The 24704-nt window shown below is 75.7% G+C and carries 26 protein-coding genes; 7 read left to right on the top strand and 19 right to left on the bottom strand.

Features of this window, described 5'->3' with window-relative positions; all coding sequences use genetic code 11:
* Window positions 1-5: 5 nt before the first annotated feature.
* Window positions 6-1523, bottom strand: coding sequence for an IMP dehydrogenase (gene guaB, locus DQ238_RS17865; protein WP_113782596.1), 1518 nt, complete (start codon window positions 1521-1523; stop codon window positions 6-8).
* A 122-nt stretch (window positions 1524-1645) separates the two neighbouring features.
* Here guaB and DQ238_RS17860 point away from each other — a divergent pair, with 122 nt between their 5' ends.
* Window positions 1646-2047: a DUF5319 family protein gene (locus DQ238_RS17860; protein ID WP_113782595.1), complete on the top strand. Its 402-nt coding sequence runs from the start codon at window positions 1646-1648 to the stop codon at window positions 2045-2047.
* Between the two features lie 159 nt (window positions 2048-2206).
* Here DQ238_RS17860 and DQ238_RS17855 read toward each other — a convergent pair whose 3' ends face one another.
* Entirely contained in the window at window positions 2207-2968 is a 762-nt protein-coding gene (locus DQ238_RS17855) for a response regulator transcription factor (protein WP_113782594.1), read from the bottom strand.
* A 331-nt stretch (window positions 2969-3299) separates the two neighbouring features.
* Here DQ238_RS17855 and DQ238_RS17850 point away from each other — a divergent pair, with 331 nt between their 5' ends.
* On the top strand, window positions 3300-3599 hold the full coding sequence (locus tag DQ238_RS17850; RefSeq protein WP_113782593.1) for a WhiB family transcriptional regulator: 300 nt from the start codon (window positions 3300-3302) through the stop codon (window positions 3597-3599).
* 198 nt (window positions 3600-3797) lie between these two features.
* Here DQ238_RS17850 and groL read toward each other — a convergent pair whose 3' ends face one another.
* Window positions 3798-5435 carry a chaperonin GroEL gene (gene groL, locus DQ238_RS17845; RefSeq protein WP_113782592.1) on the bottom strand — a complete coding sequence of 546 codons (1638 nt, stop codon included), beginning with the start codon at window positions 5433-5435 and terminating at the stop codon, window positions 3798-3800.
* Between the two features lie 171 nt (window positions 5436-5606).
* A complete protein-coding gene (gene groES, locus DQ238_RS17840; protein WP_113782591.1) occupies window positions 5607-5915 on the bottom strand; it encodes a co-chaperone GroES in 309 nt (102 codons plus the stop codon).
* Window positions 5916-6103: 188 nt separating this feature from the next.
* On the opposite strand from groES, the gene DQ238_RS17835 reads away from it, so the two are divergent.
* Window positions 6104-7366, top strand: coding sequence for a methyltransferase domain-containing protein (locus DQ238_RS17835; protein WP_113782590.1), 1263 nt, complete (start codon window positions 6104-6106; stop codon window positions 7364-7366).
* Window positions 7367-7431: 65 nt separating this feature from the next.
* Here the strand turns inward: DQ238_RS17835 and tsaD are convergent, their stop codons facing one another.
* The 10 genes from tsaD to DQ238_RS17785 form a co-directional block, all read right to left on the bottom strand.
* A complete protein-coding gene (tsaD, locus tag DQ238_RS17830) occupies window positions 7432-8466 on the bottom strand; it encodes a tRNA (adenosine(37)-N6)-threonylcarbamoyltransferase complex transferase subunit TsaD (protein WP_113782589.1) in 1035 nt (344 codons plus the stop codon).
* Window positions 8463-8924 carry a ribosomal protein S18-alanine N-acetyltransferase gene (gene rimI / locus DQ238_RS17825; protein WP_233496064.1) on the bottom strand — a complete coding sequence of 154 codons (462 nt, stop codon included), beginning with the start codon at window positions 8922-8924 and terminating at the stop codon, window positions 8463-8465. Before rimI ends, tsaD begins: the two co-directional genes overlap by 4 nt.
* Complete coding sequence (gene tsaB / locus DQ238_RS17820) at window positions 8921-9559, bottom strand: tRNA (adenosine(37)-N6)-threonylcarbamoyltransferase complex dimerization subunit type 1 TsaB (protein ID WP_113782588.1); 639 nt, start codon at window positions 9557-9559, stop codon at window positions 8921-8923. The genes rimI and tsaB overlap by 4 nt, the downstream gene beginning before the upstream one ends.
* A gap of 48 nt (window positions 9560-9607) precedes the next feature.
* Complete coding sequence (locus tag DQ238_RS17815) at window positions 9608-10042, bottom strand: hypothetical protein (protein WP_113782587.1); 435 nt, start codon at window positions 10040-10042, stop codon at window positions 9608-9610.
* Between the two features lie 436 nt (window positions 10043-10478).
* A complete protein-coding gene (gene tsaE, locus DQ238_RS17810) occupies window positions 10479-10934 on the bottom strand; it encodes a tRNA (adenosine(37)-N6)-threonylcarbamoyltransferase complex ATPase subunit type 1 TsaE (RefSeq protein WP_113782586.1) in 456 nt (151 codons plus the stop codon).
* On the bottom strand, window positions 10931-11560 hold the full coding sequence (locus DQ238_RS17805; RefSeq protein WP_233496063.1) for a uracil-DNA glycosylase: 630 nt from the start codon (window positions 11558-11560) through the stop codon (window positions 10931-10933). The genes tsaE and DQ238_RS17805 overlap by 4 nt, the downstream gene beginning before the upstream one ends.
* Before the next feature lie 30 nt (window positions 11561-11590).
* Window positions 11591-12772 (bottom strand): alpha/beta fold hydrolase, encoded by a 1182-nt coding sequence (locus tag DQ238_RS17800; RefSeq protein WP_113782584.1) that lies wholly within the window; start codon window positions 12770-12772, stop codon window positions 11591-11593.
* A complete protein-coding gene (gene alr, locus DQ238_RS17795; RefSeq protein ID WP_113782583.1) occupies window positions 12769-13905 on the bottom strand; it encodes an alanine racemase in 1137 nt (378 codons plus the stop codon). The genes DQ238_RS17800 and alr overlap by 4 nt, the downstream gene beginning before the upstream one ends.
* Window positions 13902-15359 carry an NAD(P)H-hydrate dehydratase gene (locus DQ238_RS17790; protein WP_113782582.1) on the bottom strand — a complete coding sequence of 486 codons (1458 nt, stop codon included), beginning with the start codon at window positions 15357-15359 and terminating at the stop codon, window positions 13902-13904. The genes alr and DQ238_RS17790 overlap by 4 nt, the downstream gene beginning before the upstream one ends.
* Entirely contained in the window at window positions 15356-15745 is a 390-nt protein-coding gene (locus DQ238_RS17785; RefSeq protein WP_113782581.1) for a holo-ACP synthase, read from the bottom strand. Before DQ238_RS17785 ends, DQ238_RS17790 begins: the two co-directional genes overlap by 4 nt.
* A gap of 237 nt (window positions 15746-15982) precedes the next feature.
* Between DQ238_RS17785 and DQ238_RS17780 the strand changes: the two genes are divergently transcribed.
* Window positions 15983-16993 (top strand): hypothetical protein, encoded by a 1011-nt coding sequence (locus DQ238_RS17780; protein WP_233496062.1) that lies wholly within the window; start codon window positions 15983-15985, stop codon window positions 16991-16993.
* A 228-nt stretch (window positions 16994-17221) separates the two neighbouring features.
* Here DQ238_RS17780 and glmS read toward each other — a convergent pair whose 3' ends face one another.
* The 5 genes from glmS to DQ238_RS17755 form a co-directional block, all read right to left on the bottom strand.
* A complete protein-coding gene (glmS, locus tag DQ238_RS17775) occupies window positions 17222-19084 on the bottom strand; it encodes a glutamine--fructose-6-phosphate transaminase (isomerizing) (RefSeq protein WP_113782580.1) in 1863 nt (620 codons plus the stop codon).
* An 80-nt stretch (window positions 19085-19164) separates the two neighbouring features.
* Window positions 19165-20508, bottom strand: coding sequence for a phosphoglucosamine mutase (gene glmM / locus DQ238_RS17770; protein ID WP_113782579.1), 1344 nt, complete (start codon window positions 20506-20508; stop codon window positions 19165-19167).
* A gap of 11 nt (window positions 20509-20519) precedes the next feature.
* On the bottom strand, window positions 20520-20939 hold the full coding sequence (gene rpsI, locus DQ238_RS17765) for a 30S ribosomal protein S9 (protein ID WP_113782578.1): 420 nt from the start codon (window positions 20937-20939) through the stop codon (window positions 20520-20522).
* Between the two features lie 73 nt (window positions 20940-21012).
* Window positions 21013-21456 carry a 50S ribosomal protein L13 gene (gene rplM / locus DQ238_RS17760; protein WP_113782577.1) on the bottom strand — a complete coding sequence of 148 codons (444 nt, stop codon included), beginning with the start codon at window positions 21454-21456 and terminating at the stop codon, window positions 21013-21015.
* Window positions 21457-21701: 245 nt separating this feature from the next.
* On the bottom strand, window positions 21702-22187 hold the full coding sequence (locus tag DQ238_RS17755; protein ID WP_113782610.1) for a carbonic anhydrase: 486 nt from the start codon (window positions 22185-22187) through the stop codon (window positions 21702-21704).
* A 220-nt stretch (window positions 22188-22407) separates the two neighbouring features.
* Between DQ238_RS17755 and glp the strand changes: the two genes are divergently transcribed.
* From glp to DQ238_RS17740, 3 genes are read left to right on the top strand one after another with little or no spacing between them, the layout of a single operon-like run.
* Entirely contained in the window at window positions 22408-23616 is a 1209-nt protein-coding gene (gene glp, locus DQ238_RS17750; protein WP_113782576.1) for a gephyrin-like molybdotransferase Glp, read from the top strand.
* The gene (moaC, locus tag DQ238_RS17745) at window positions 23613-24086 is read left to right on the top strand and encodes a cyclic pyranopterin monophosphate synthase MoaC (RefSeq protein ID WP_113782575.1); all 474 of its coding nucleotides are present in this window, start codon (window positions 23613-23615) and stop codon (window positions 24084-24086) included. The genes glp and moaC overlap by 4 nt, the downstream gene beginning before the upstream one ends.
* The gene (locus DQ238_RS17740) at window positions 24083-24577 is read left to right on the top strand and encodes a molybdenum cofactor biosynthesis protein B (RefSeq protein WP_113782574.1); all 495 of its coding nucleotides are present in this window, start codon (window positions 24083-24085) and stop codon (window positions 24575-24577) included. Before moaC ends, DQ238_RS17740 begins: the two co-directional genes overlap by 4 nt.
* The last annotated feature ends 127 nt before the right edge of the window (window positions 24578-24704 follow it).

The following is a 24704-nucleotide window of genomic DNA, read 5'->3' as shown; positions in this document are numbered from 1 at the left end:
CCCGCTCACCGCGCTCGGTAGTTGGGGGCTTCGGTGGTCATCTGGATGTCGTGCGGGTGGCTCTCCACCAGCCCGGCCGAGGTGATCCGGGTCAGCCGGCCGCGCTCCTGCAGGTCGGCGACGGTCGGCGCACCCGCGTACCCCATCGACGCGCGCAGGCCGCCGACGAGCTGGTGGGCGACGCCGGCGAGCGGGCCGCGGTAGGGCACCTGGCCCTCGATGCCCTCGGGGACGAGCTTGTCGTCGGAGAGGACGTCGTCGGCGAAGTAGCGGTCCCGGCTGTAGGACGCCGCACCGCGCTTCTGCATCGCACCCAGCGAGCCCATGCCGCGGTAGGTCTTGTACTGCTTGCCGTTGACGAAGACCAGCTCGCCCGGCGCCTCCTCGACGCCGGCGAACAGCCCGCCGATCATCACCGTGTCGGCGCCGGCGACCAGGGCCTTGGCGATGTCACCGGAGTACTGCAGCCCGCCGTCGGCGATCACCGGGACGCCGGCCGGCCGGGCCGCCAGGGCCGCCTCGTAGACGGCGGTGATCTGCGGGACGCCGACGCCGGCGACCACCCGCGTGGTGCAGATCGAGCCCGGGCCGACGCCGACCTTGACCGCGTCCACCCCGGCCTCGACCAGCGCCTGGGCGCCGGCCCGGGTGGCGACGTTGCCGCCGACGACCTGCACGCCGCCGTCCCCGCCGAAGTCGGCCCTGACCCGCGCCACCATGTCCAGCACCGCGCGCTGGTGGCCGTGCGCGGTGTCGACGACCAGCACGTCCACCCCCGCGTCGACCAGCAGCCCGGCCCGCTTGTAGGCGTCCTCGCCGACCCCGAGCGCGGCACCGACCACCAGCCGGCCGTCGGCGTCCTTGGTGGCGTTCGGGTACTGGTCGCGCTTGACGAAGTCCTTGACCGTGATCAGGCCGCGCAGCCGGCCGCCGTCGTCGACCAGCGGCAGCTTCTCGATCTTGTTCCTGCGGAGCAGGGCGAGCGCGGTGTCGGCGTCCACCCCGACCGGGGCGGTGACCAGCGGCATCGGCGTCATGACGTCGCGGACCAGCACCGACTGGTCGGTCTCGAAGCGCATGTCGCGGTTGGTGACGATGCCCACCAGGACGCCGTCGGCGCCCACCACCGGCGCGCCGGAGATGCGGTAGCGGGCCGAGAGCGCGTCGACCTCGGCGAGGGTGTTGTCCGGCGAGCAGGTGACCGGGTTGGTCACCATGCCGGCCTCGGAACGCTTGACCAGGTCCACCTGGCCGGCCTGCTCCTCGGCGGCGAGGTTGCGGTGCAGCACGCCGACGCCGCCGACGCGCGCCATGGCGATCGCCATCCTGGCCTCGGTGACGGTGTCCATCGCGCTGGAGACCAGGGGCACGGCCAACCGGACGCCGCGGGTGAGCCGGCTGCTGGTGTCCACGTCGGCCGGCACGACGTCGGACGCGCCGGGGACGAGCAGGACGTCGTCGTAGGTCAGGCCGAGCGGCGCGAACTTCGCGGGCAGCTCGGGGACGAACGCATCGGGCTGCATCGGTTGCCGCCACCCTCCGGATCGGCCGGCACCCCCCTGGGCGCGCGCGGAGCCATCCCCGATCGTAGGCTGCGCCGAACCGCCCCCTGTGTGATGTCCACCGGGCCACTACCGTGGGGCCCGTGAGTTCATGGGACGACGCACCCGGGCCCGACTTCGGGCCCGCCGACCAGCCAGGTCCGCCGCCGCTGACCATGGAGGAACGGGCCGGCGTCCTGGACGACCTCGCCGAGCTGGAGGTGTTCCGGACGCTCCTGGAGCCGACCGGCATCAAGGGCATCGTGGTCGACTGCCCGGACTGCGACGAGGAGCACCACGTCGACTGGGCGCTGATGCAGGCCAACCTGCGCCAGCTGCTCGATGAGGGGCAGACCGGCCGGCACGAGCCGCCGTTCGACCCCGACCCGGACGACTACGTCAGCTGGGACTACGCCAGCGGCTACGCCGACGGGGTCGCCGCGATGGCCGAGCGCGAGGAGCCCGGCGGGTCCGGCCGCACCGGCCGGCACGCGCGGGAGGACTGAAGAAGGACCCCGCTGCCCCCCACCCTTCGCAAGCCCAGGGCGGGTCCCTGCAGCGGGGCCGAGGTGGGGCCCGGAGAGTCCCGGGACGCCTGGCGGGGAACCGCTCAGTTCACCGGGGGCACGGAACCGGGCCGCGGTGCGACCCGCAGGATCGCAGGGTCACGACATCATGCCGCGGCGGAAGCCGGTGGCCACCGCCTCGGCGCGGTCCTTGGCGCCGAGCTTGCGGAACAGCCGGCGGGCGTGGGTCTTGATGGTGTCCTCGGACAGGTAGAGCTCCCGGCCGATCTGCGCGTTGCTCTTGCCCTGGCTCATGCCGGTGAGCACCTGCATCTCGCGCATCGACAGGGCGACCGGGGCGGGCTCGCGGACCGTGGAGCGCACCGTCGTCGGAGCGGCCCCGGCCAGCGGGGTCGCGCCATTCCAGGCCGGCGCCGTCCCGGAGGGCCCGCCGACCGCGGCGCCGACCGAGGACAACGGCACCGGCTGGTGCGGGACCGGGGACGGGCCGCGGCCGTCGACCCGCAGCCCGACCTTCGACAGGCCCAGGCCCATCTCCAGCGCGGTCGCGTCCCAGCGCAGGTAGCCGCGGGCACCGACCGCGACCGCCGCGCGGACGGTCTCGGCGTCGTCGGGGGCACCGAGCACCAGGACGGGCAGCCTCGGGTGGGCGCGCAACACCTGGGTGGCGACGGTCAGCCCCGAGTCGACGGCGCGCTGGGTGCCGATGAGCAGGACGTCGGGCAGCCGGGTGGCCAGCCGGGCCACGAGGGCCGTGGCGTCACCGACGACCTCCACCCGGCCGACGAACGGCAGCGCCACCAGGCGGCCCGCGATGTCGTCGCGGACCCGCCGGCGCTCGTCGTAGACCCACACGATCGTCGTCCCGTGGCCCGGGCCGCGCATCCTGTCGTCGATCACGCCTGCTCCTCGCTCTCCCGGCCGCTGCTGGCCGGGTCCCCACCGCCGGGGTGCCCCGGCCGGGTGTCGCTCGGACGGCGTCCCCGCCCGGGGACGCCGTCGCCGCGGCCGTGCCGGCGTCGCCGACGGCTGTCCTCCATCGGTGTTCGACACGACCCGGAGCCACCTTGATCGACTGCGCTGGGGAACGACAGCCGCCCTCACCCTGCGGGGGGAGGCGACAGCCGCGAAAATGCGGGGTCACGGTGTGTTTGACCCGCGGAGGCGTCGGGCACCGGCCACCGTGCAGCCGGACCGCCCCCTCCGGCTCGCACCGAGCCGAGGAGGACGAATGGCCGACATCCGCCGCCTGCCCACGCCCGTCGCCGAGGTCTGGGACTGGCAGCTGCACGGAGCCTGCCGTGGCGAGAGCACGGCGCTGTTCTTCCACCCCGACGGTGAGCGCGGCCCGGCCCGGGCCCGTCGCCAGGCGGCTGCCAAGGCGGTCTGCACTCGGTGCCCGGTGATCGACGCCTGCCTCAAGCACGCGCTGTCGGTCCGCGAACCGTACGGCGTCTGGGGCGGCATGAGCGAGGAGGAGCGGGCCCGGCTGATCGCCGCGGAGCCCGCCGCCGTCGCCGCGGGGGTCTGAAGGGCCTTCCTCCCCCCTCGCGGGCTGGGGCGAGGCTGGCGGGTCACAGACGTCGAGGGCCGGTCCAGCAGCTGCTGGACCGGCCCTCGGCGTTCAGGGGATGTCCTCGTCGACCATCGGCGGGTGGCGGTCCGACACCCCGTCGGGTCCGACCACCCGCCGATGATCACGATGGAGCGGGGATGGAGCGGGGCTACCTCAGTGGGCGTGCCCGTGGCCGTGCGAGTGGCCGTGGGTGTGGTGACCGGCCCCGGCCTGCTCCTCCTCCGGCGCCTCGACCACGGCGGAGTCGGTGGTCAGCACCATCGCGGCGATCGAGACGGCGTTGGCGAGGGCGGCCTTGGTGACCTTGACCGGGTCGATGACGCCCTGGGCGGCCAGGTCGCCGTACTCGCCGGTCGCGGCGTTGAAGCCCTGGCCGACGCCGGCGTCGCGGACCCTGGCCACCACGACCGGGCCCTCGAAGCCGGCGTTGCCCGCGATGCGGGCCAGCGGGGCGTCCAGCGCACGTCGGACGACGCGGGCACCGGTCAGCTCGTCGCCGGAGAGGTCCAGCGAGTCGATCGCGGCGGCCGCGTGCACCAGCGCCGAGCCACCACCGGGGACGACGCCCTCCTCCACCGCGGCCTTGGTCGCGGCGATGGCGTCCTCGATGCGGTGCTTGCGCTCCTTGAGCTCGACCTCGGTGGCCGCGCCGACGCGGATGACGCCGATGCCGCCGGCGAGCTTGGCCAGCCGCTCCTGCAGCTTCTCGCGGTCCCAGTCGGAGTCGGTGGCCTCGATCTCGCGGCGGATCTGCGCCACGCGCTCGTCGATGGCCTGCTTCGTACCGCCGCCGTCGACGATCGTGGTGGTGTCCTTGTCGACGGTGACCCGGCGGGCGGTGCCGAGCACCTCCAGGCCGACGGAGTCGAGCGTGAGGCCGACGTCCTCGCTGACCACCTGGCCGCCGGTGACGACGGCGAGGTCGGTCATGAACGCCTTGCGGCGGTCGCCGAAGTACGGCGACTTGACCGCGACGACCTTGATCGTCTTGCGGATGGAGTTCACGACGAGGGTGGACAGCGCCTCGCCCTCGACGTCCTCGGCGACGATCAGCAGCGGCCGGGCGCCGGTCGAGAGCACCTTCTCCAGCAGCGGCAGCAGGTCGGCCAGGGCGCTGACCTTGCCCTGCACCAGCAGGACGAGGGCGTCGTCGAGGACGGCCTCCATGGCCTCGGGGTCGGTGACGAAGTAGGGCGAGAGGTAGCCCTTGTCGAACTGGACCCCCTCGGTCACCTCCAGGTCGGTGGAGAGGGTGTTGCTCTCCTCGACGGTGATGACGCCGTCCTTGCCGACCTTCTCCATGGCCTGGCCGATCAGCTGGCCGACCTCGGCGTCCTGCGCGGAGATGGTGGCGACGCCGGCGATGGCCTGCTGGTCGGAGACCGGGATGGCGACCTCGTCGAGGGCGGTGGCGACCGCGTCGGCGGCGGCGCGCATGCCCGCGCCGAGCGCCAGCGGGGCGGCGCCGGCGGCGACGTTGCGCATCCCCTCGCGCACCAGCGCCTGGGCCAGCACGGTGGCGGTGGTGGTGCCGTCACCGGCGACGTCGTTGGTCTTGGTCGCGACGTTCTTGGCCAGCTGGGCGCCGAGGTTCTCGTACGGGTCGTCGAGCTCGACCTCGCGGGCGATGGTCACGCCGTCGTTGGTGATCGTCGGCGCGCCGAACTTCTTGTCGAGGACGACGTTGCGCCCACGCGGGCCGAGGGTCACCTTGACCGCGTCGGCGAGCTTGTCCACGCCGCGCTCCAGCGCGCGCCGGGCGTCCTCGTTGAACTTGATGATCTTGGCCATGGGCCCTTCCGATCGGGGAACGGGTCGGACGACGACCGCCCCGGGACCCGGAGGTCGGGTCGCCGGGGCGGTCGGGAGTGACGTGCTGGGACGGCCCCGTCGCAGGCACTGGAACGGCCCCGGTCCAGGGGCCCGCCCCGAGCCTGCGAGGGGGGGAGGAGCGGGGTCCTTCTACTTCTCCACGACGGCGAGCAGGTCGCGGGCGGAGAGCACCAGGTACTCCTCGCCGGAGTACTTGACCTCGGTGCCGCCGTACTTCGAGTAGATGACCACGTCGCCGACGTTGACGTCGAGCGGGACGCGGTTGCCGTTGTCGTCGACGCGGCCGGGGCCCACGGCGACGACCGTGCCCTCCTGCGGCTTCTCCTTGGCGGTGTCCGGGATGACCAGGCCGGAGGCGGTGGTGGTCTCGGCCTCGTTAGCCTGGACCACGACGCGGTCCTCCAGCGGCTTGATGGTGACCTTGGTAGCGGTCGTCACGACGTGACGCCCCCTTCGGTGTCGGACGGCTGTGGTGTCTTGCTGATGCTGTGGCACGGGGCCCGGGCCTGCCGTCGCGGGGGTCAGGCGCCGATGCCCGTGTCGATTGGCACTCTACCCACGAGAGTGCCAGCCTCTCAACCGGGGGTCAGCGGTGCGCGGGCCGCCCGGTGCGCCACGCTGACGGCGTGCCCGACCAGGCCTCCGACGTCGCGCTCGCCCAGCTGCGCTGGCTGCGCACCCCCGAGGGGGCTGCGGCCACCGACCGCGCGGCCGGTCTGCTCGCCGCCGGCACCGACCTGCTCGCCGGCCTCGCCCGGCTGCGCGCCGAGGTCGGCGCCGAGCACGCCGGGCCGGCCTGGGAGCTGGCCCGGCTGCGCGCCCGGGCCCGGCCGGTCTTCGGCACCGACGCCGACGTCCTGCTCCTCACCGCCGACACCCTCGAGCAGGCCGGCCGGCCCGCGCTGGCCACCCGCCGGGCGGTCCGGCTGCTGTCCGGCGACGCCGGCTCGGCGGCCGACCGCGCCTGCGCGGTGGGGAGCGGCGGACCGACGGCCGACCTCGGCTGCGGCGCCGGTACCGACAGCATCGCGCTGGCCCGGGCGGGCGCGCAGGTCGTCGCCGTCGACCGCGACCCGCTGGCGCGCGAGCTGACCGTCGCCAACGCCGCGGCGCTGGGGCTGGCCGACCGGGTGGAGGTCGTCGCGGGGGACGTCGTCGAGCTGGTGGCCGCGGCCGCCGACGGCGCGGTGGCCGGGTGCGGCGCCGCCGTCCTCGACCCCGCCCGGCGGGCCGGCGGACGGCGGCAGCTGGACCCCGACCGGTGGTCGCCGCCCTGGTCGACGGCGGCCGCCCTGCTGGACCGGGTGCCGCGCGCGGTGGTCAAGGTGGCGCCCGGGCTGGACCACGGCCGGGTACCTCCGGGCGTCGAGGCGGAGTGGGTCTCCGCCGGGGGCTCGATCGTCGAGGCGCTGCTGTGGGGGCGGGGTCTATCGCAGACCTGGCGCCGGGCGTCCCTGGTGCACGGCGGCTCGGTGCTGGAGCTGACCGCGGACGCCGACCCCGGACCCGCGCCGTCCGGGCCGGTGCGCGGCTGGCTGCACGAGCCCGACCCGGCGGTGATCCGGTCGGGCCTGGTGTCGCTGGTGGCCGCCGAGCTGGGCGCCACCCTGGTCGACCCGACGATCGCCTACCTCACCTCCGACGCCCGCGGCGACTCCCCCTGGGTGGCCTCCCACCGGGTCGACCAGGTGCTGCCGTTCAACGCGAGGAGGCTCAGGGCCCGGCTGCGGGCGCGCGGCGTCGGCCGGGTCGTGGTCAAGAAGCGCGGGTCGGCGATCGAGCCGGAGGCGCTGGCCCGGCAGCTGCGCGGCCCAGGTGCGGGGTCGGCGGTCGTCGTCCTCACCCGGGTCGCCGGCGCCCCCACGGCCCTGGTCTGCGACACCACCTGACGGCCGTTGTGGCTCTACAGGCCTCTCCCCGCGCGGCCATCGTGGCCACGATGGCCCCTCGGGGCTCAGCGGGTGACGACGTCGACGGGCAGGGAGCTGTCCGCGCCGAGGTCCGGGGCGGACGGCGCCACACCCGCCCGCACCAGCCGCGAGCCGAGCGCGGCCACCATCGCGCCGTTGTCGGTGCACAGCCGCGGGCTGGGCACCCGCAGCACGATCCCGGCCGCGGCGCAGCGCTCCTCGGCCAGCGCGCGCAGCCGCGAGTTGGCCGCGACGCCGCCGCCGAGCACCAGGTGGTCGACGCCGGAGTCGCGGCAGGCGCGCACGGCCTTCGCCGTCAGCACGTCGGCCACCGCCTCTTGGAAGGACGCCGCGACGTCGGCCACCGGTACCGGCTCGCCCGCCCGCTGCCGGGCCTCGACCCAGCGGGCAACCGCGGTCTTCAGGCCGGAGAAGGAGAAGTCGTAGGGGGCGTCGCGGGGGCCGGTGAGCCCGCGCGGGAAGTCGATCGCCGCCGGGTCGCCCTCGCGCGCCGCCCGGTCGATGGGCGGGCCGCCGGGGAAGGGCAGGCCGAGCACGCGGGCCACCTTGTCGAAGGCCTCCCCCGCCGCGTCGTCGACCGTCCGACCCAGCGACTGCACCTCGCGGGCGAGGTCGGGTACCAGCAGCAGAGAGCTGTGCCCGCCGGAGACCAGCAGCGCCATCGACGGCTCGGCCAGCTCCCCGTGCTGCAGCTCGTCGACCGCCACGTGCGCGGCCAGGTGGTTGACCCCGTAGAGCGGCTTGTCCAGGGCGAGCGCGTAGGCCTTGGCCGCGGCCAGCCCGACCAGCAGCGCGCCGGTGAGCCCCGGGCCGGCGGTCACCGCGATCGCGTCGACGTCGCGGGCCCGCACCCCCGCCTCGGCCAGCGCCCGGTGCACCGTCGGGACCATCGCCTCCAGGTGCGCCCGCGAGGCGATCTCCGGGACGACCCCGCCGAAGCGCTCGTGCTCGCCCACCGAGGTGGCCAACGCGTCGGACAGCAGCGTGCGCCCGCGCACCAGCCCGACGCCGGTCTCGTCGCAGGAGGTCTCGAACCCGAGGACCAGCGGCTCGGTCACAGCTTCTCCCGCTTCATCACGACGGCGTCGGTGCCGCTGGGCTGGTAGTAGCGCGGCCGCCGGCCGATCTCGGTGAACCCCCGCCGCCGGTAGAGCCCCTGGGCGATCTGGTTGTCGGCGCGGACCTCCAGCAGCACCACCGGGCTGCGCCGGTCGGCCTCGACCAGCAGCGCGTCGAGCAGCGCGGCCCCGATCCCCTCGCCCTGCCGGTCGGGCGCCACCCCGATGGTGGCCACGTGCGCCTCGTCGGCGTAGGCGATCAGCCCGGCGTAGCCGACCACCCGGTCGCCGTCCCCGTCATCCGCGTCGACGGCCACCAGGTAGCGGCGGGTGTCGGTGCGGGCCAGCTCGTCGCGGTACACCGCCCGGGACCAGGTGTCCGGGGCGAACAACTGCTCCTCGAGCTCGAGGACGGCGTCGAGGTCGACCAGCCGCATCGGCCGCAGCCGGACCGTCACGGCTGGGACACCGGCTTGACCGACGTCGGCGGGACGGCGTCCGGGCGGCGCAGGTAGAGCGGCACGAGCGGCGCGGCGGACGGCGGGTCGGTCAGCTGCGGCGCCGCGGCCCCCAGCAGCCCCGCCGTCGTCACCCCGGCCGGGGTGACGTCGGCACCCAGCCGCTCGGCGAACCGGGCGTCGCCCACCACGGGACCGGAGACCGCGAGCTCCTCCGGGCGGACGACGCCCGGTCCGGCGGTGCGCGTGCCGTCGCCGGCGTAGGCGGCCCAGTAGACCTCCCTGCGTCGGGCATCGGTGACCACCGTGCGCGCGCCGGAGCCGATCGCGTCCAGCGAGCACACGCCGACGGCGGGCAGGCCGCGGGCGTCGGCGAGGGCGGCGGCGGTGACCACGCCGACCCGCAGCCCGGTGAACGGCCCGGGACCGAGCCCGGTGACGACGGCGTCGATGTCGGCCAGCGCGCACCCGGCCGCGCCGAGGGCCTCGGTCAGCGCGCCGGAGAGCAGCTCGGCGTGCCGGTTGCCCGAGGGCACCGCGCGCTCGGCGAGCACCTCGACCGCGCCGTCCGGAGTCCACCGGGCCAGGCCGGCCACCAGCGTCGGCGTGGCGGTGTCGAGGGCGAAGACGAGCACGACCGCCCAGGGTAGTGCCGTCGCGCGGCCGCTCCGCCTGGTGGCGGCCTACCCGCCCTCGCGCTCCCCCACGGTGAGCTCGACCGACTGCACCAGCACGTACACCACGCCGGCGCAACACGGCGCCAGCAGCCACGCCGCGGTGTCCGCGACGAGGAAGCGGACGCCGACGGCCGCTCCGATGCCGGCGGCGACCGCGAGGAAGTCGGTCGCGGTGGCCACGAGCAACACCCGTGAGGGCGGCTCGTAGTCCTCGTCCCCTCGCAGCAGCATCGCCACCAGGACGTTGAGCACCGAGAACGCCGCGACGGCAGTGAGGGCGAAGCCGAACAGCTCGGGCAGGGAGGGCTGCCCGTAGGCCGACGAGACCACCCCGAACGTGGTCGTGATCATGATGGAGAAGCCGAAGCTCAGAGCGTTGCCGGAGGCCGCCGTCCGCAGCCCGTGCAGGTACTGCCGGCCCCACGTCCTCGACCCAGCCACAGCCGCAGCACTGCCCGGCGCGGTCCGGAGGAAACCCGCGGCAGCTGAGCGAGCAGCGGCGTGGTCGACGCGTGGGCACGGCAACACCACGGCAGCCGCCCGCGAGGTCCTCGCGGCTCCGCGCCAGGTGCCGGGCCATTGCTTCCCGACCGACGACGTCTCGATCGTCGACGCCGACGTGCCGCCGCTCTCCGGGCACCGCCGGGTCACCGACGCCCACCTGGTGACCCCCGCCCGGCGGCACCGGACTCCCGTCCCGGCCGTGCGGGTGATCAGGCCCGAGCGGGCCGGCTGGGCCAGCCGGAGTCGGAGGGGATCCGCAGCGGACACCCAGCGCGGTTCGTCGTGCGCGCCGGGCCGCAGGTCGCGCGGCCGCCTGCCTGCTCGTGGACCGCCCGCACGCCGAGCTCGGGGGCGCCGGCGTGGTGCCGCCTCGTCACGGGGCGTCGGCCAGGCGCCGCTCCCAGCCGGGGCCGTGCGGCACGAGCAGCGCCGTCCGGACGTCGTCGTCGCGGCGGTCCAGCCGCACCTCGAGGTGTTCGTCGACGAGCTGCTCGACCAGCCCCTGCCCCCACTCGACCACGGTGACCGACTCCTCGGTCGAGGCGTCCAGGTCCAGGTCGTCGACGTCGGCGACGCCGCCGAGCCGGTAGGCGTCGACGTGCACCAGCGGCAGCCGGCCGCCGAGGTGTACGCGGGCGATGACGAACGTCGGCGAGGTGACCGGCTCGGTCACGCCCAGCGCCTGCCCGAGACCCTGGGTCAGCGCGGTCTTGCCCGCGCCCAGCGGACCGACCAGCACGAGCAGGTCCCCGGCGCGCACCACCTCGGCCAGCGCCGCACCGAGCGCCCGGGTGTCCTCCGACGTGGGCAGCGCGTGCTCCCGCCTCACGCCAGGCTCGCAGCGACCGCGGTCAGGTCGGCCAGCAGCCCGGCCCGCGGGGCTCCGTTCGGCCCGAAGCGGATCGCCGCCGACGGGTGGTAGGTGACCCACACCGCGCGGCCGTCGACCTCGTGCGCCCGGCCACGGGCCTGCGCCAGCACGGTGCGCGGCCCCAGGAACCACGTGGCGCTGGAGAGCCCCAGCGCGACCACCACCGGGGGGTCGAGCAGCTCGAGCTGGCGGCGCAGCCAGCCGCTGCAGCGGGCCACCTCCGGCGTCTTCGGCGTCCGGTTGCCCGGCGGGCGGCACTTCACCACGTTGAGGACGGCGGCCTGCGCCCGGTCCAGCCCGGCCTCGGCGAGCAGCTGGTCGAGCAGCGCCCCGGACCGGCCCACGAACGGCCGGCCGGTCGCGTCCTCGGTGGCGCCCGGGGCCTCGCCCACCAGCGCGAACCGTGCGCGGCCGGGCGCGGGGACGTCGCCGACCACCACCTGCTGCCGGGAGGCGGCCAGCTCGGGGCAGGCCACGCAGGGGCGGGCGGCGGCCGCGAGCGCGGCCCAGTCCGGGGCGGCCGCCGCGATCCGGGCGACCTCCTCGGCGGCGGCGTCGAGGAAGGGTGGGCGGGGGACGGCCACCAGCGCACCCTACGGCCCGGTCGGCCGGGGTCAGCGGCCGGCGCCGGTGGGCAGCTCGGCGGCCACCCGCCGGATCAGCGCGGACAGCGCCGCGGTCACCTCCTCGGGCTTCTCCAGCAGCACCATGTGGCCGGCGTCCGGGACGACGACGTACTCGGCTCCCGGCAGACCCTCCACGATCGCGTCGCTGTGCTCCTTGGGGATGAGCGCGTCCTCGGCGCCGGTGAGCACCAGCGTGGGGACGGCGCGCAGCGGCGCCAGCGCCCCGGTCTCGTCCAGGCCGGCCAGCGCCGGGTAGAAGGCGGCGATCACCTCGACCGGGGTGCCGGCGATCATGGCGTCGACGTAGCGGCCGAGGGCGGGGTCGACGTCGGCCGAGGCGAACGACAGCGACCAGGTCAGGTGGGAGACGAGGTCGCGGGCCAGCCGGCGGGTGCGCTCGGCCAGGGCCGGACGGCGGCGCATGGTGAACGCCGCCACCGGCAGCAGCGCGGCGCGCACCCGGGTGAGCAGCTCGGGCATGCCGAAGTCGAGCTCGGCGAGGTTGCCGCTGGAGGTGGAGAGCAGGGCCGCGCCGACCACCTTCGTGCCGAACAGCTCCGGGCGCAGCTCGGCCAGGGCCATGACCGTCATCCCGCCCATCGAGTGCCCGACCAGCACCACCGGGCCGTGCGGCACCCGCGCCCGCAGGACGGCGTCCAGGTCGCGGCCCAGCTGCTCCATGGTGGCGTGCTCGACCGTCCCGCGCCCCGAGGCGCCGTGCCCGCGCTGGTCGTAGAACACCAGCCGCGCCGTGGGACGCGAGCCGTTGGCGGTGGCCAGCGCCGCGCCGAGCGCCCGCCGCTGGAAGGTCCACGACGCCATCGACAGGCAGTAGCCGTGCACGAAGACCACCGTCAGCGGGGCGTCGGGCGGCCCGACCTCCTCCACGGCCAGCAGCACGCCGTCGTCGGCCGGCACCAGCGCCGTGCGATCGGCCCGCCGCGACGCCGGGCCGAGCGGGTCGTCCTCGCGCAGCTCGGCGTCCGAGGCGCCCGGCGCCAGCCCGGCCGCCGACCCCAGCCGCTCGGCGCCGACCCGGCGGGCCGCCGCCCGGCTGACGCCGACCCCGACCGCGGCGCCCGCCACGGCCAGGCCGAGCACCGCGCCGACGACCCCGGCCCGGCGGTGCGGGTGCGCGAGGCGCCGGGGAGGCCTCCGCGCCGCCGTCACACCGCCCCCGCCGAGCCGACGTACCGGCGGGCGAACCGGCCACCGACCCGGGTGACCAGCTCGTAGTGGATGGTGTCGACCGCGTCGGCCCACTGCTGCGCGGTCGGCTCCCCGCGGTCCCCCGGCCCCCAGAGCACGACCTCGTCGCCGGGGCGCGCCTCGGCGTCGCCGACATCGACCACGAACTGGTCCATGCACACCCGGCCGGCGATGGTCCGCTGCGCGCCGGCGGCGAGCACCGGCGCCCGGTTGCCCGCCGCCCGGGGCACGCCGTCGGCGTAGCCGACGGGCACCAGGACGAGGGTGGTCTCGCGCTCGGGGAAGTACGTGTGCCCGTAGGAGACGCCCACGCCGGCTGGCACCCGCTTGGTCAGCGCGGCCGGAGCCCGCACCGTCATCGCCGGCCGCAGCCCGTGGGCGGCGGGGTCCCCGCCCAGCGGGTCCAGGCCGTACACGGCGATTCCCGGGCGGACCATGTCGTACCAGGTGCGCGGCAGCGCGACCGTCGCCGCGGAGTTGGCCAGGTGCAGCCGGGCGTCGGTCAGCCCCGCCGCCCGGGCGATCCCGACGGCCTCCTCGAACACCCGCACCTGCGCGCCGATCGTGGGGTGGGTCGGGGCGTCGGCGTAGGCCATGTGGCTCCACAGCCCGACGACCGCGACGTCGCCATCGGCCTGGGCCCGCGCGGCGGCGGCGACCAGGCCGGGCCACTCGGCCTCCGTGGCGCCCTCGCGGGAGAGGCCGGTGTCGGCGAACAGGTGGACCCGGGCCGGGCGACCGCCGGTGCGGACGGCAGCGACCACCTCGGCCAGCGCCCACTCGGCGTTGACCGACACCTCCACCTCCGCGGTGAGCGCGGCGGCGTAGTCGGCGCCCGGCGTGTGCAGCCAGGCCAGCACCGGGGCGGTGACGCCGGCCCTGCGCAGCGCCAGCGCCTCCTCCAGGACGGCGACGCCCAGCGCATCCGCTCCCCCGGCCAGCGCCGCGCGGGCGGCCGGCACCATGCCGTGCCCGTAGCCGTCGGCCTTGACCACCGCCATCAGCGGCCGGCCGACCCGCTCGCGCAGCACCGCGGTGTTCGCGGCGATGGCGTCGAGGTCGACGACCACCTCGGCGCGGGCTGCGTCGGTCACGCCCCCCAGTCTCCCAGGCGACCGGCGGGCGCCCCGTGCAGGCGGGCCAGCGTCTCCGGCAGCCGGCGGACCAGGTCACCGGCGATCAGCGGCCCGGAGGCGGCGGCCAGCTGCCCGGCCCGGCCGTGCACGTGCGCGGCCACCGCGACCGCCTCGACCGCCGGCAGGCCGGTCGCCAGCAGCGCCCCGCCGATGCCGGACAGGACGTCGCCGGTGCCCGCGGTGGCCAGCCACGGCGTGCCGGTGCCGTTGACGTAGGCGGTGCCGTCGGGCGCGGCGACCACGGTGGCGTCGCCCTTGAGCAGGACGACGACGCCCAGGTCGGCGGCCAGCCCGCGGGCCGCGCCGATCCGGTCGTCCCCGACCTCCCTGCCGAACCGGGCGAACTCGCGGTCGTGCGGGGTCAGGACCGTCGGTGCACCCCGCCCGCGGACCAGGGCCTGCTCCTGCGCCGTCATCGTCAGCGCGTCGGCGTCCACCAGCACCGGCAGGTCGGTGGCCAGCACCTCGGTGAGCACGCTGCGGGCGTCGTCGTCCGTGCCCATGCCCGGCCCGACGACCCAGGCCTGCACCCGCCCGGCGTCCCCCGGCCGGCCCTCGGTGACGATCGTCTCCGGCCAGGCGGCCCGCACCCCCGCGGCCGCCGTCCCGGCGTAGCGGACCAGCCCCGGCCGGGTGCGCAGCGCCGCCCCCGTGCACAGGACGGCGGCGCCCGGGTAGGTCGACGAGCCGGCCACGATCCCCACGACGCCCTGGGAGTACTTGTCGTCGCCGCTGGCCGGCGGGCGGATCCGGGCCGCGGCGTCGGCGTCGGTCAGCTGGTGCGCCGACGGGGCCGGCGGGTCCAACCCGATGTCGACCAGGTGGACGACGCCGGTGTACCCGCGGCCCGCCCCCACGACGAGCCCGGCCTTCACCACGCCGAACGTGACGGTGTGCTGGGCGGGGAAGGCCGCACCGGCGACCGCGCCGGTGCTCGCGTCGACCCCGCTCGGGACGTCGACGGCGACCATGAGCCCGGGCCCGGCGGCCGCCCGCTCGACCAGCGCAGCGGCCGGCGGGCGCAGGCCCCCGGCGCCGCCGATGCCGACGATCCCGTCGAGGACGAGGTCGGCGCGGTCGAGCCCGTCCGCCCCACCCGGGGGGGCTCCGCGCCCGCCGGCCGCCCGCAGCGCGGCCAGGCCGGCGGCGTGCACCCGCTCGGGGTCGAGCAGGACGGCGGTCACGCGCGCCCCTCGGCGGGCGAGGAACGCGCCGGCGAACAGCGCGTCGCCGCCGTTGTTGCCCGCGCCGACCAGCGCGGTGACCCGCACGCCGTACGCGCGGCCGAGCAGCCGCAGGCAGACGGTGGCCAGGCCGGTGGCGGCCCGCTGCATGAGCGTGCCCTCGCGGGTGGCGGCCAGCAGCGGCGCCTCCGCGGCGCGCACCTCGTCGGCCGTGTACAGCCCGATCACGACTCGCCCCCCCGCACGAACCCCTCGGCGACGACGACGGCCGAGGCGATCCCGCCGTCGTGGCTCAGCGAGACGTGCCACGAGGTGACCCCCAGCCGCGCGGCCCGCCCGGCGACCGTGCCCCGGATCTCCAGGTGCGGCCGGCCGTGCTCCCCGACGGCCACCTCGGCGTCGTGCCACTGCAGGTCGCCCGGGGACCCGAGGGCCTTGGCGACGGCCTCCTTGGCGGCGAAGCGGGCGGCCAGGGACTCGCCGGTGCGCGGCGTCCCCGACGGCGTGCGCTGCTCGGCGGGGGTGAACAGCCGGTCGCGCAGGCCGGGGGAGCGGGTCAGCGACTCGGCGAAGCGGTCCACGGGCACCACGTCGATCCCGACCCCGATGATCACCCCGCCAGTCTGCCCTGCCCGCAGCGTCCCGGCTCCCCGTCGACGGCGACCTGGCAGGTCGGATGACCAGCTGGGCTGGTCATCGGACCTCCGGGCTCACGGTGGACAGTGACCCAGGAGGCACGACGGTGAGCCAGGAAGCACGACGGGTCAGGACGGCCCTGGGGACGAGCGCCGTTGTCCACAGATGCGGCGACGCAGGGCGCAGCGGCCGATCGACGGCCGAAGACTGCACAGGTGCACCCTGACCTCGAGCGGATCGCCGGGAGGCGACTGGGCATCTTCACCGGTCGCGAGGCTGTCGCTGCCGGTTACCGTCCCGACGAGATCCGCGCCGCGCTGAAGGCGGCCCGCTGGCACCGCCTCCGACGAGGCGTCTACATGCGCGCACACGAGTTCGCCGACACACGGGGCGACGCCCGTCTGCGCCACCTCGTCGACTGCGTGGCGGTCCTGGTCTCCCTCGGGCCGGGTCCGGCGATCAGTCACTCCTCAGCGGCGCGTGTGCACCGCTTCGAGGTGCCACGCGGTGTGGACGGCGACGTGCGCCTCACCGACGAGGTGCAGTGGCGGTGCGGCCGCGGATACCGGGTCGCTCGCGCTGCGCTCCCGCCCGCGGATCTGCGGGCGGTCCTCGGCTTCGGGGTGACGACGCCGGCGCGAACGCTGATCGACTGTGCACGCGAGTGGGAGCTCGTCGACTCCGTCGTCGCCGTGGACGCCGCACTGCAGAACCTGCGCGTCAGCCGGGCGGCTCTCCACTCGGCCGTGCTGGCGGCTTCTCACTGGGTCGGCATCGGTGCGGCGGGTCGTGCCGTGCACCTCGCGGACGGTCGCGCGGAGTCCCCGCTGGAGACGCGGGGCCGCCTCGCCCTGCTGGCGGCCGGGCTCCCGCGGCCGGAACTGCAGGTGGAGCTGCACGGTTCCCGGGGCTTCCTGGCGCGGGTCGACGCCTGGTTCGACGACGCCGCTGTCGCGGTGGAGTTCGACGGGCAGGTGAAGTACCTCGACCCGCACGGTGGTCGTGATCCCGGACGGGTCCTCTGGGAGGAGAAGCGACGCGAGGACGCCGTCCGGGAGCTCGGGGTCCGCTTCATCCGGGTGGCTCAGGAGGACCTGTCGCTCCCTCGCCTGGGCGAGCTCGCCGCCCGGACGAGGTCCATGCTCGCCACCGGGCTGCTCGGCCCCCGGCGGTTCACCGTCGTCCGCACGCCGGAGCCCGGGTCCGCCGTCGACGACGCCGCCTGACCACCGGTGCGATCAGGCGGCGACCGCCGTCCTGGCTCACGTTCGTGCTTCCTGGCTCACCGCCGACCGTGAGCCAGGACGTCACGATGACCAGCTCAGCTGATCATCGTGACGTGCTGGAACGGCCCCTCTGCAGGGCCCCGCCGCAGGCCCCGTTCCGAGGCTCACCCCGAGCGTGCGAGGGGTGAGGAGGACGGGGTCCTTCTGCGGGGGGGCAGAAGAGCCCTTCTACTCGACGGTGACCGACTTGGCCAGGTTGCGGGGCTGGTCGACGTCGTAGCCGCGGGTGTCGGCGATCGCGCAGGCGAGCACCTGCAGCGGCACGGCCGTCACGATCGGCGCCATCAGCGTCGGCGTGCGCGGCACGCGGACGACGTGGTCGGCGAACGGGACGACGTCCTCGTCGCCCTCCTCGGCGATGACGATCGTGCGCGCGCCGCGGGCCCGGACCTCCTGGATGTTGGAGACCACCTTGCCGTGCACCGACTCCCGCGCGCGCGGCGAGGGGACGACGACGACCACCGGCGTGCCCTGGTCGATCAGCGCGATCGGGCCGTGCTTGAGCTCGCCCGCGGCGAAGCCCTCGGCGTGGATGTAGGCCAGCTCCTTGAGCTTGAGCGCGCCCTCGAGCGCGACCGGGAAGGCCACGTGCCGGCCGAGGAACAGGATCGTGTCCGCGTCGGCCAGCGAGCGGCCCAGCTCCCGGACCGGCTCCATCCGGTCCAGCACCTCGCGGACGGCGTCCGGCAGCCGGCGCAGGTCCGCGACGATCGCGGCGACCTCGTCGGCGTACTTGATGCCGCGCACCTGGGCGAGGAAGAGCCCGACCAGGTAGCAGGCCACGATCTGGGCCAGGAAGCTCTTGGTCGAGGCGACGGCGACCTCGGGCCCGGCGTGGGTGTAGAGGACCGCGTCGGACTCGCGCGGGATGGTCGAGCCGTTGACGTTGCAGATCGCCAGCACGCGGGCCTTCTGGTCCTTGGCGTGGCGCAGCGCCATCAACGTGTCCATCGTCTCGCCGGACTGGCTGATCACCACCACCAGCGTGGAGCGGTCGAGCACCGGGTCGCGGTAGCGGAACTCGCTGGCCACCTCGACCTCGACCGGGATGCGGGTCCAGTGCTCGATGGCGTACTTGGCGATCAGCCCCGCGTGGTAGGAGGTGCCGCAGGAGACGACGAAGACCTTGTCGATGTCGCGCAGGTCTTGGTCGGACAGCCGCACCTCGTCCAGCACCAGCCCGCCGTCCTCGCCGAGCCGGCCCAGCAGGGTGTCGGCGACCGCCTGCGGCTGCTCGGCGATCTCCTTGAGCATGAACCAGTCGTGGCCGCCCTTCTCGGCGGCCGCGGCGTCCCAGTCGACGGTGTAGGCGGTGGGCTCGACCCGGTTGCCGGCGAGGTCGGTGACGGTGACCCCGCGCTCGCAGTCGATCTCCACGACCTGGTCCTGCCCGAGCTCCAGCGCGTCGCGGGTGTGCGCGATGAACGCGGCGACGTCCGAGCCGAGGAAGTACTCACCGTCGCCGACGCCGACCACCAGCGGGCTGTTGCGGCGGGAGGCGACGAGGGTGTCCGGCTCGTCGGCGTGCGAGGCGACCAGGGTGAAGGCGCCCTCCAGCCGGCGGCTGACCCGGCGCATCGCCTCGGCCAGCCGGCCGGGGCCCTGCGGCGTCTCGGCGTACGCCGCCGCGAGCAGGTGCGCCGCCACCTCGGTGTCGGTCTCGGAGGTGAACTCGACGCCGGCCGCCTCGCACTCGGCGCGCAGCACGGCGAAGTTCTCGATGATCCCGTTGTGGACCACCGCCACCCGGCCGTCGGCCGACAGGTGGGGGTGGGCGTTGCGGTCGGTGGGGCCCCCGTGGGTGGCCCAGCGGGTGTGCCCGATGCCGGTCGTCCCCTCGGGCAGGGAGTGCTCGGCGAGGACCTTCTCCAGGTTCGCCAGCTTCCCCGCCTTCTTCGCCGTGGCCAGGATCCCGTCAGCGAGGACGGCGACCCCCGCCGAGTCGTACCCCCGGTACTCCAGCCGGCGCAGACCCTCCAGGACGACGTCCAGGGCGTCCTGCGGACCGACGTATCCCACGATGCCGCACATTCGCTCGAGGGTACCTGCGGGGACGGTCCGCTCCCTCGCCCATCGGGAGGAGAGGCTCGCCACCCGCCCCGGTTCGGACCTCAGCCGCAGGAGGCGACGACGTCGGCCAGCCGGGTGGCGATGGTGTCGGCCTGCTGCTGGGTGGGCGCCTCGACCATGACCCGCACCAGCTGCTCGGTGCCCGAGGGACGAAGCAGCACCCGGCCGTCCTCGCCCAGCTCGGCCTGGCAGGCGTTGACCGCCGCGGCCACCTCGTCGCTCTCCACGACCGCCAGCCGGTCGTGCACCGGCACGTTGACCAGGATCTGCGGCAGCCGGCGCACCACGGAGGCCAGCTCGGCCAGGGACCTGCCGGTCTCCGCCATCCGGGACAGCAGCGCCAGGCCGGTGAGCAAGCCGTCGCCGGTGGTGGCGTGGTCGAGGAAGACGAGGTGGCCGCTCTGCTCGCCGCCCAGGCTCAGGCCCCGGGCGCGCAGCGCCTCCAGCACGTAGCGGTCACCGACGGCGGTGGTGTGCACGCCGATGCCGGCCTCGCGCATCGTGTGGTGGAAGCCGAGGTTGCTCATCACCGTCGCGACGACGGTGTCGCCGGCCAGCCCGCCGCGCTCGTGCAGCGCCAGCGCGCAGACGGCGAGGATCGCGTCGCCGTCGACCGGCTCGCCGGCGGCGGTGACGGCCAGGCAGCGGTCGGCGTCGCCGTCGTGCGCGATGCCCAGGTCGGCGCCGCAGCCGCGCACCGCCTCGACGAGCGGGCGCAGGTGGGTCGAGCCGACGCCGTCGTTGGTGTTCCAGCCGTCGGGCTCGCCGCCGATGACGTGGACGGTGGCGCCGGCCCGCCGGTACACCTCAGGCGCACAGACCGCGGCGGCGCCGTGGGCGCAGTCGACGACGAGGGTGAGCCCGGTCAGCGGCCGGGTGACGGTCGAGAGCAGGTGCTCGACGTAGGTGCCGATGGCGTCGGGCAGGTCGCGGACCCGGCCGATGTCGGCGCCGGTCGGTCGCGGTCCGGCGGAGTCGCCGGCGGCCACGGCCTGCTCGATGGCGGCCTCGACGGCGTCGGGCAGCTTGTGGCCGCCGCGGCTGAACAGCTTGATGCCGTTGTCGGGCATCGGGTTGTGGCTGGCGGAGATCATCACGCCCAGGTCCGCGCCGGTGTGCGCGGTCAGGTGCGCGATCGCCGGGGTGGGCAGCACCCCGGCCCGCAGCACCTGCGCACCGGCGCTGGCCAGGCCGGCCACCACGGCGGCCTCGAGCATCTCCCCGCTGGCGCGGGGGTCACGGCCGACGACCGCGACGGGACGGGAGGTCCCGCCGCGGTCGGCGAGCACGCCAGCGGCGGCACGTGCCACCGAGAGGGCCAACTCCGGCGTGAGGTCGGCGTTGGCCCGACCCCGGACGCCGTCGGTCCCGAAGAGGCGACCCACGGGCGTGTCGGTCAGCGCTTCGAGTACTGCGGCGCCTTGCGGGCCTTCTTCAACCCGTACTTCTTGCGTTCGGTGACGCGGGCGTCGCGGGTGAGGAAGCCGGCCTTCTTCAGGGGCGGGCGGTCCTCGGTGTCGACCTCGACCAGCGCTCGGGCGATCGCCAGGCGCAGCGCGCCGGCCTGGCCGCTCACGCCGCCGCCCTTGAGGATGCCGACGACGTCGTACTGCTCGGCCCGCTCGACGGTCACCAGCGGCTCGCGGATGAGCTGCTGGTGCACCTTGTTCGGGAAGTACTGCTCGAGGGTGCGGCCGTTGAGCCGGAACTGGCCGGTGCCGGGCAGCAGCCGCACGCGGACCACGGCCTCCTTGCGCCGGCCGACGGTCTGCACCGGACGCCCCGAGGCGTCGGTCACGGTCAGTGCGGAGGTCACTTCGTCTCCTCGCTGGCGCTCGTCGACGTCGTGACCGACGCCGCTGTGTCCACTGGTGAGCTCGCAGGCTCGCTCACTGCGCCACCTGCTTGATCTCGTAGGGCTGGGGCTGCTGAGCGGCGTGCGGGTGCTCGGGCCCGGCGTACACCTTCAGCTTCCTGAGCATCTGCCGGCCCAGGCTGTTGTGCGGCAGCATGCCCTTCACCGCGCGCTCGACGACGCGGTCGGGGTGGGTGCGCAGCTGGTCGCCGACGCGGATCTGCTTGAGGCCACCGGGGTACCCGGAGTGGCGGTAGGCCATCTTCTCGTCGCGCTTGGAACCGGTCAGGGCCACCTTGCCGGCGTTGACGACGACGACGAAGTCGCCGACGTCCACGTGCGGGGCGTACTGGGGCTTGTGCTTGCCGCGGAGCAGGATCGCGGTCTGGCTGGCGAGTCGACCGAGCACCACGTCGGTGGCGTCGATGACGTGCCAGGCCCGGCTGACCTCGCCGGGCTTGGGGGTGTACGTGCGCACGGGCTCGTCACCTCTCGTCGTCGTCGGAGCGGCTGGTGGGATCGCCTCACCGAGCACGGGAGACGGTGCAGCGCGCGGGCACCAGCCGGCCTGCGCGCGCCAGCAGGCCACGATACCAGCCGGCGGATCCGCGCCGCTGTGCCGGATGGGCCCCCTGCAGGTGGAAGGACCCCCTGCAGAGGGGCCGTCGGCCCCCTGCAGGGTCCCACCACGAGCTTGCGAGTGGCGGGCAGGGGGTCCCTCTGTCAGCGCACCTCGCGCAGCTCCCCGGTCGTGACGTCGTAGACCGTGCCGCGGACCTCCCGGGAGAGCAGGTAGGGGCTCTCCCGGATCAGCTGCATCGACTCGCGGACGTCGTCCTCGGCGTCCCGGAACGCGCGGACGGCCCACGGCGGACGGCGGCCGGTCGCCCCCTCCACCAGGTCGGCGAACGCCGTGTCGTCGGTCGCCTGGAGCCCGCACTGGGTGTGGTGGACCAGCAGGATCTCCCGGGTGCCGAGCACGTGCTGGGAGACGGTGAGCGAGCGGACGACGTCCTCGGTGACGACGCCGCCGGCGTTGCGGATGACGTGCGCGTCGCCGACCTCCAGGCCGAGCATCTGGAACAGCGGCATCCGGGAGTCCATGCAGGCCACCACGGCGACGCGCCGGGCCGGGCGCACGTCCTTGGAGCCGGGGAAGCGGCGTGCCCAGTCCGTGTTGGCCGCCAGCATCCGGTCGACCTCGGACACGTCCACCTCCGTCGCTCGTCCTGCGGTCCTCCTGGGACCCTAGTCAGCTGCCGCGGCGGACCGCCTCCCCGCCACCGGGACCGCTCCGGGCGGCCGCCGGCGTGCGCGGCGGTGGACAGGACGCAGCGACACCGCCTGGACGTCCCCGTGCCGGCCCGCGACGTCGGCCGTGTTCCTCCCTCGCGGGTGCGGGCAGCGGGCGATCGGTCAGGATGGGACCGTGCGCACGGTCGAGGAACACCAGGCGGTCGTCGCCGGTCTGCTGCCCGCGATGGCGGAGGAGGAGGTGGCGCTCGCGGACGCGCACAACCGCGTCCTGGCCCGCGACGTGACCGCGCCGGTGTCGCTGCCCGGCTTCGACAACTCCGCGATGGACGGCTACGCCGCCCGGTGGGCCGAGGTGTCCGCTCCGCCGGTGCGGCTGCCGGTCGCCGACGACGTCCCGGCCGGGCGCACCGACGTCGTCCCGCTGGCCCGGGGCACCGTGCAGCGGATCATGACCGGCGCGCCGCTGCCGGCCGGTGCGGACGTCGTCGTGCCGGTCGAGCTCACCGACGGCGGCACCGAGGTCGTGGAGGTCCGCGACGCCCCCGCCGCCGGCACCCACCTGCGGCGCGCCGGGGAGGACATCGGCGCCGGGACGGTCGCGCTCACCGCGGGCACGCCGCTGGGCGCGGCCCAGCTGGGCCTGGCCGCGGCCGTCGGCGTGCGGACCCTGCCCGTCCGCCGCCGCCCCCGCGTCCTGGTGCTCTCCACCGGCAGCGAGCTGGTCGAGCCCGGGGCGCCGCTGCTGCCGGGGCAGGTCTACGAGTCGAACTCCGCGCTGCTGGTGGCCGCCGTCGAGGACGCCGGCGGCACGGCACGGCGGCTGCACTTCGTCCCCGACGACGTCGACCAGTTCCTCGCCACCGTGCGCGCCGAGCTGGCTGGGCGGGCAGACGGCCCGGCTGACCTGCTGATCACCAGCGGCGGGGTCAGCGCCGGCGCCTACGAGGTGGTCAAGGACGCCTTCCGAGCGCTCGGCACGGTCGAGTTCGTCAAGGTCGCCATGCAGCCCGGCGGTCCGCAGGGCGCGGGCACGGTGGACGGCGTCCCGGTGGTCACCCTGCCCGGCAACCCGGTGAGCGCGTTCGTCTCCTTCGAGGTCTTCGTCCGCCCGGCGCTGCGCCGCGCGCTCGGCCACGCCGCGCCCGTGCGGCTGCGCGCCCCGGCGACGCTCACCGCGCCGCTGCGTTCCCCCGCCGGCAGGCGTCAGTTCCTGCGCGGCCGCTACGACGCCGGGGAGGTCTCGCAGGTCGGTGGGCCGGGGTCGCACCTGGTCGCGCACCTGGCCCGCGCCAACTGCCTGGTCGTCGTCCCCGAGGACGTGACCGAACTGCCCGCCGGCGCGCAGGTCGACGTCGTGCTCGTCGAAGGAGCCCTGCAGTGAACGACGCGAAGCTCACCCACGTCGACGAGGCCGGCGCCGCCCGGATGGTCGACGTCTCCGCCAAGCCGGTCACCGCCCGCGAGGCCACCGCCGCCGGCCGGGTGCTGGTCAGCCCCGAGGTGGTCGCGCTGCTGCGCGGGGAGGGGGTGCCCAAGGGCGACGCGGTCGCCGTCGCCCGGATCGCAGGCATCGCCGGGGCCAAGCGGACGCCGGACCTGGTGCCGCTGTGCCACCCGATCGCGCTGCACGGCGTGCGCGTCGAGGTGACCGTGGCCGACGACGCCGTGGAGATCACCGCCACGGCGCGCACCGCCGACCGCACCGGCGTGGAGATGGAGGCGCTCACCTCCGTCGCCGTCGCCGGGCTGACCGTCATCGACATGGTCAAGGCCGTCGACCCGAGGGCCACGATCACCGACGTCCGGCTGCTGGCCAAGTCCGGCGGGAAGAGCGGGGAGTGGCGACGGTGAGCTCCGAGCTGCCCGCCGGCGCGCGCGCCGTCGTCGTCACCGCATCCAACCGCGCCGCGGCCGGGGTCTACGCCGACCGCAGTGGGCAGGCGCTGGCCGAGGGGCTGCGCGCGCTCGGGTTCACCGTCGAGGGGCCGCACGTGTGCCCGGACGACGTCGCCGAGCTCGAGGTGGTGCTCCAGCAGGCGACCGCCTCCGGCGCGGACGTCGTGCTGACCACCGGCGGCACCGGGCTGTCCCCCACCGACGTCACCCCCGAGGCCACCCGCCGGGTGCTCGAGCGCGAGGCCCCGGGGATCGCCGAGGCCGTGCGCCGGTACGGCGAGGGCAAGGTGGCGACGTCGGTGCTCTCCCGCGGGCTGGCCGGCACCGTCGGCCGCACGCTGGTCGTGAACCTGCCCGGCTCCACCGGCGGGGTCCGCGACGGGCTCGCCGTGCTCGGCCCGCTGCTGCCGCACGTGGTCAGCCAGCTGCGCGGCGGCGACCACTGAGCGCGGGCGTCGTCGGCCCACCGGACGACACCGCCTCGCGGGGGGGGGGAGCGCGCACTCGCCTTCCGCAGGAGCACCTCGACATCCGCGTCGACGACGTCGAGGCGCCCCCTGCAGGGTCCCGCCG

This window comes from Geodermatophilus sp. TF02-6 (assembly GCF_003319115.1).
Lineage (GTDB): Bacteria > Actinomycetota > Actinomycetes > Mycobacteriales > Geodermatophilaceae > Geodermatophilus.
Note: the sequence above shows the minus strand (reverse complement) of the source record. Positions and strands in the feature narration are given on the sequence as shown.

What these genes read in the sequence shown, in the direction of transcription:
- guaB (WP_113782596.1), bottom strand. Translation starts at nt 1,523, where the DNA reads ATGCAGCCCGATGCGTTCGTCCCCGAGCTGCCCGCGAAGTTCGCGCCG.
- DQ238_RS17850 (WP_113782593.1), top strand. Translation starts at nt 3,300, where the DNA reads ATGGCCGACATCCGCCGCCTGCCCACGCCCGTCGCCGAGGTCTGGGAC.
- groL (WP_113782592.1), bottom strand. Translation starts at nt 5,435, where the DNA reads ATGGCCAAGATCATCAAGTTCAACGAGGACGCCCGGCGCGCGCTGGAG.
- glmS (WP_113782580.1), bottom strand. Translation starts at nt 19,084, where the DNA reads ATGTGCGGCATCGTGGGATACGTCGGTCCGCAGGACGCCCTGGACGTC.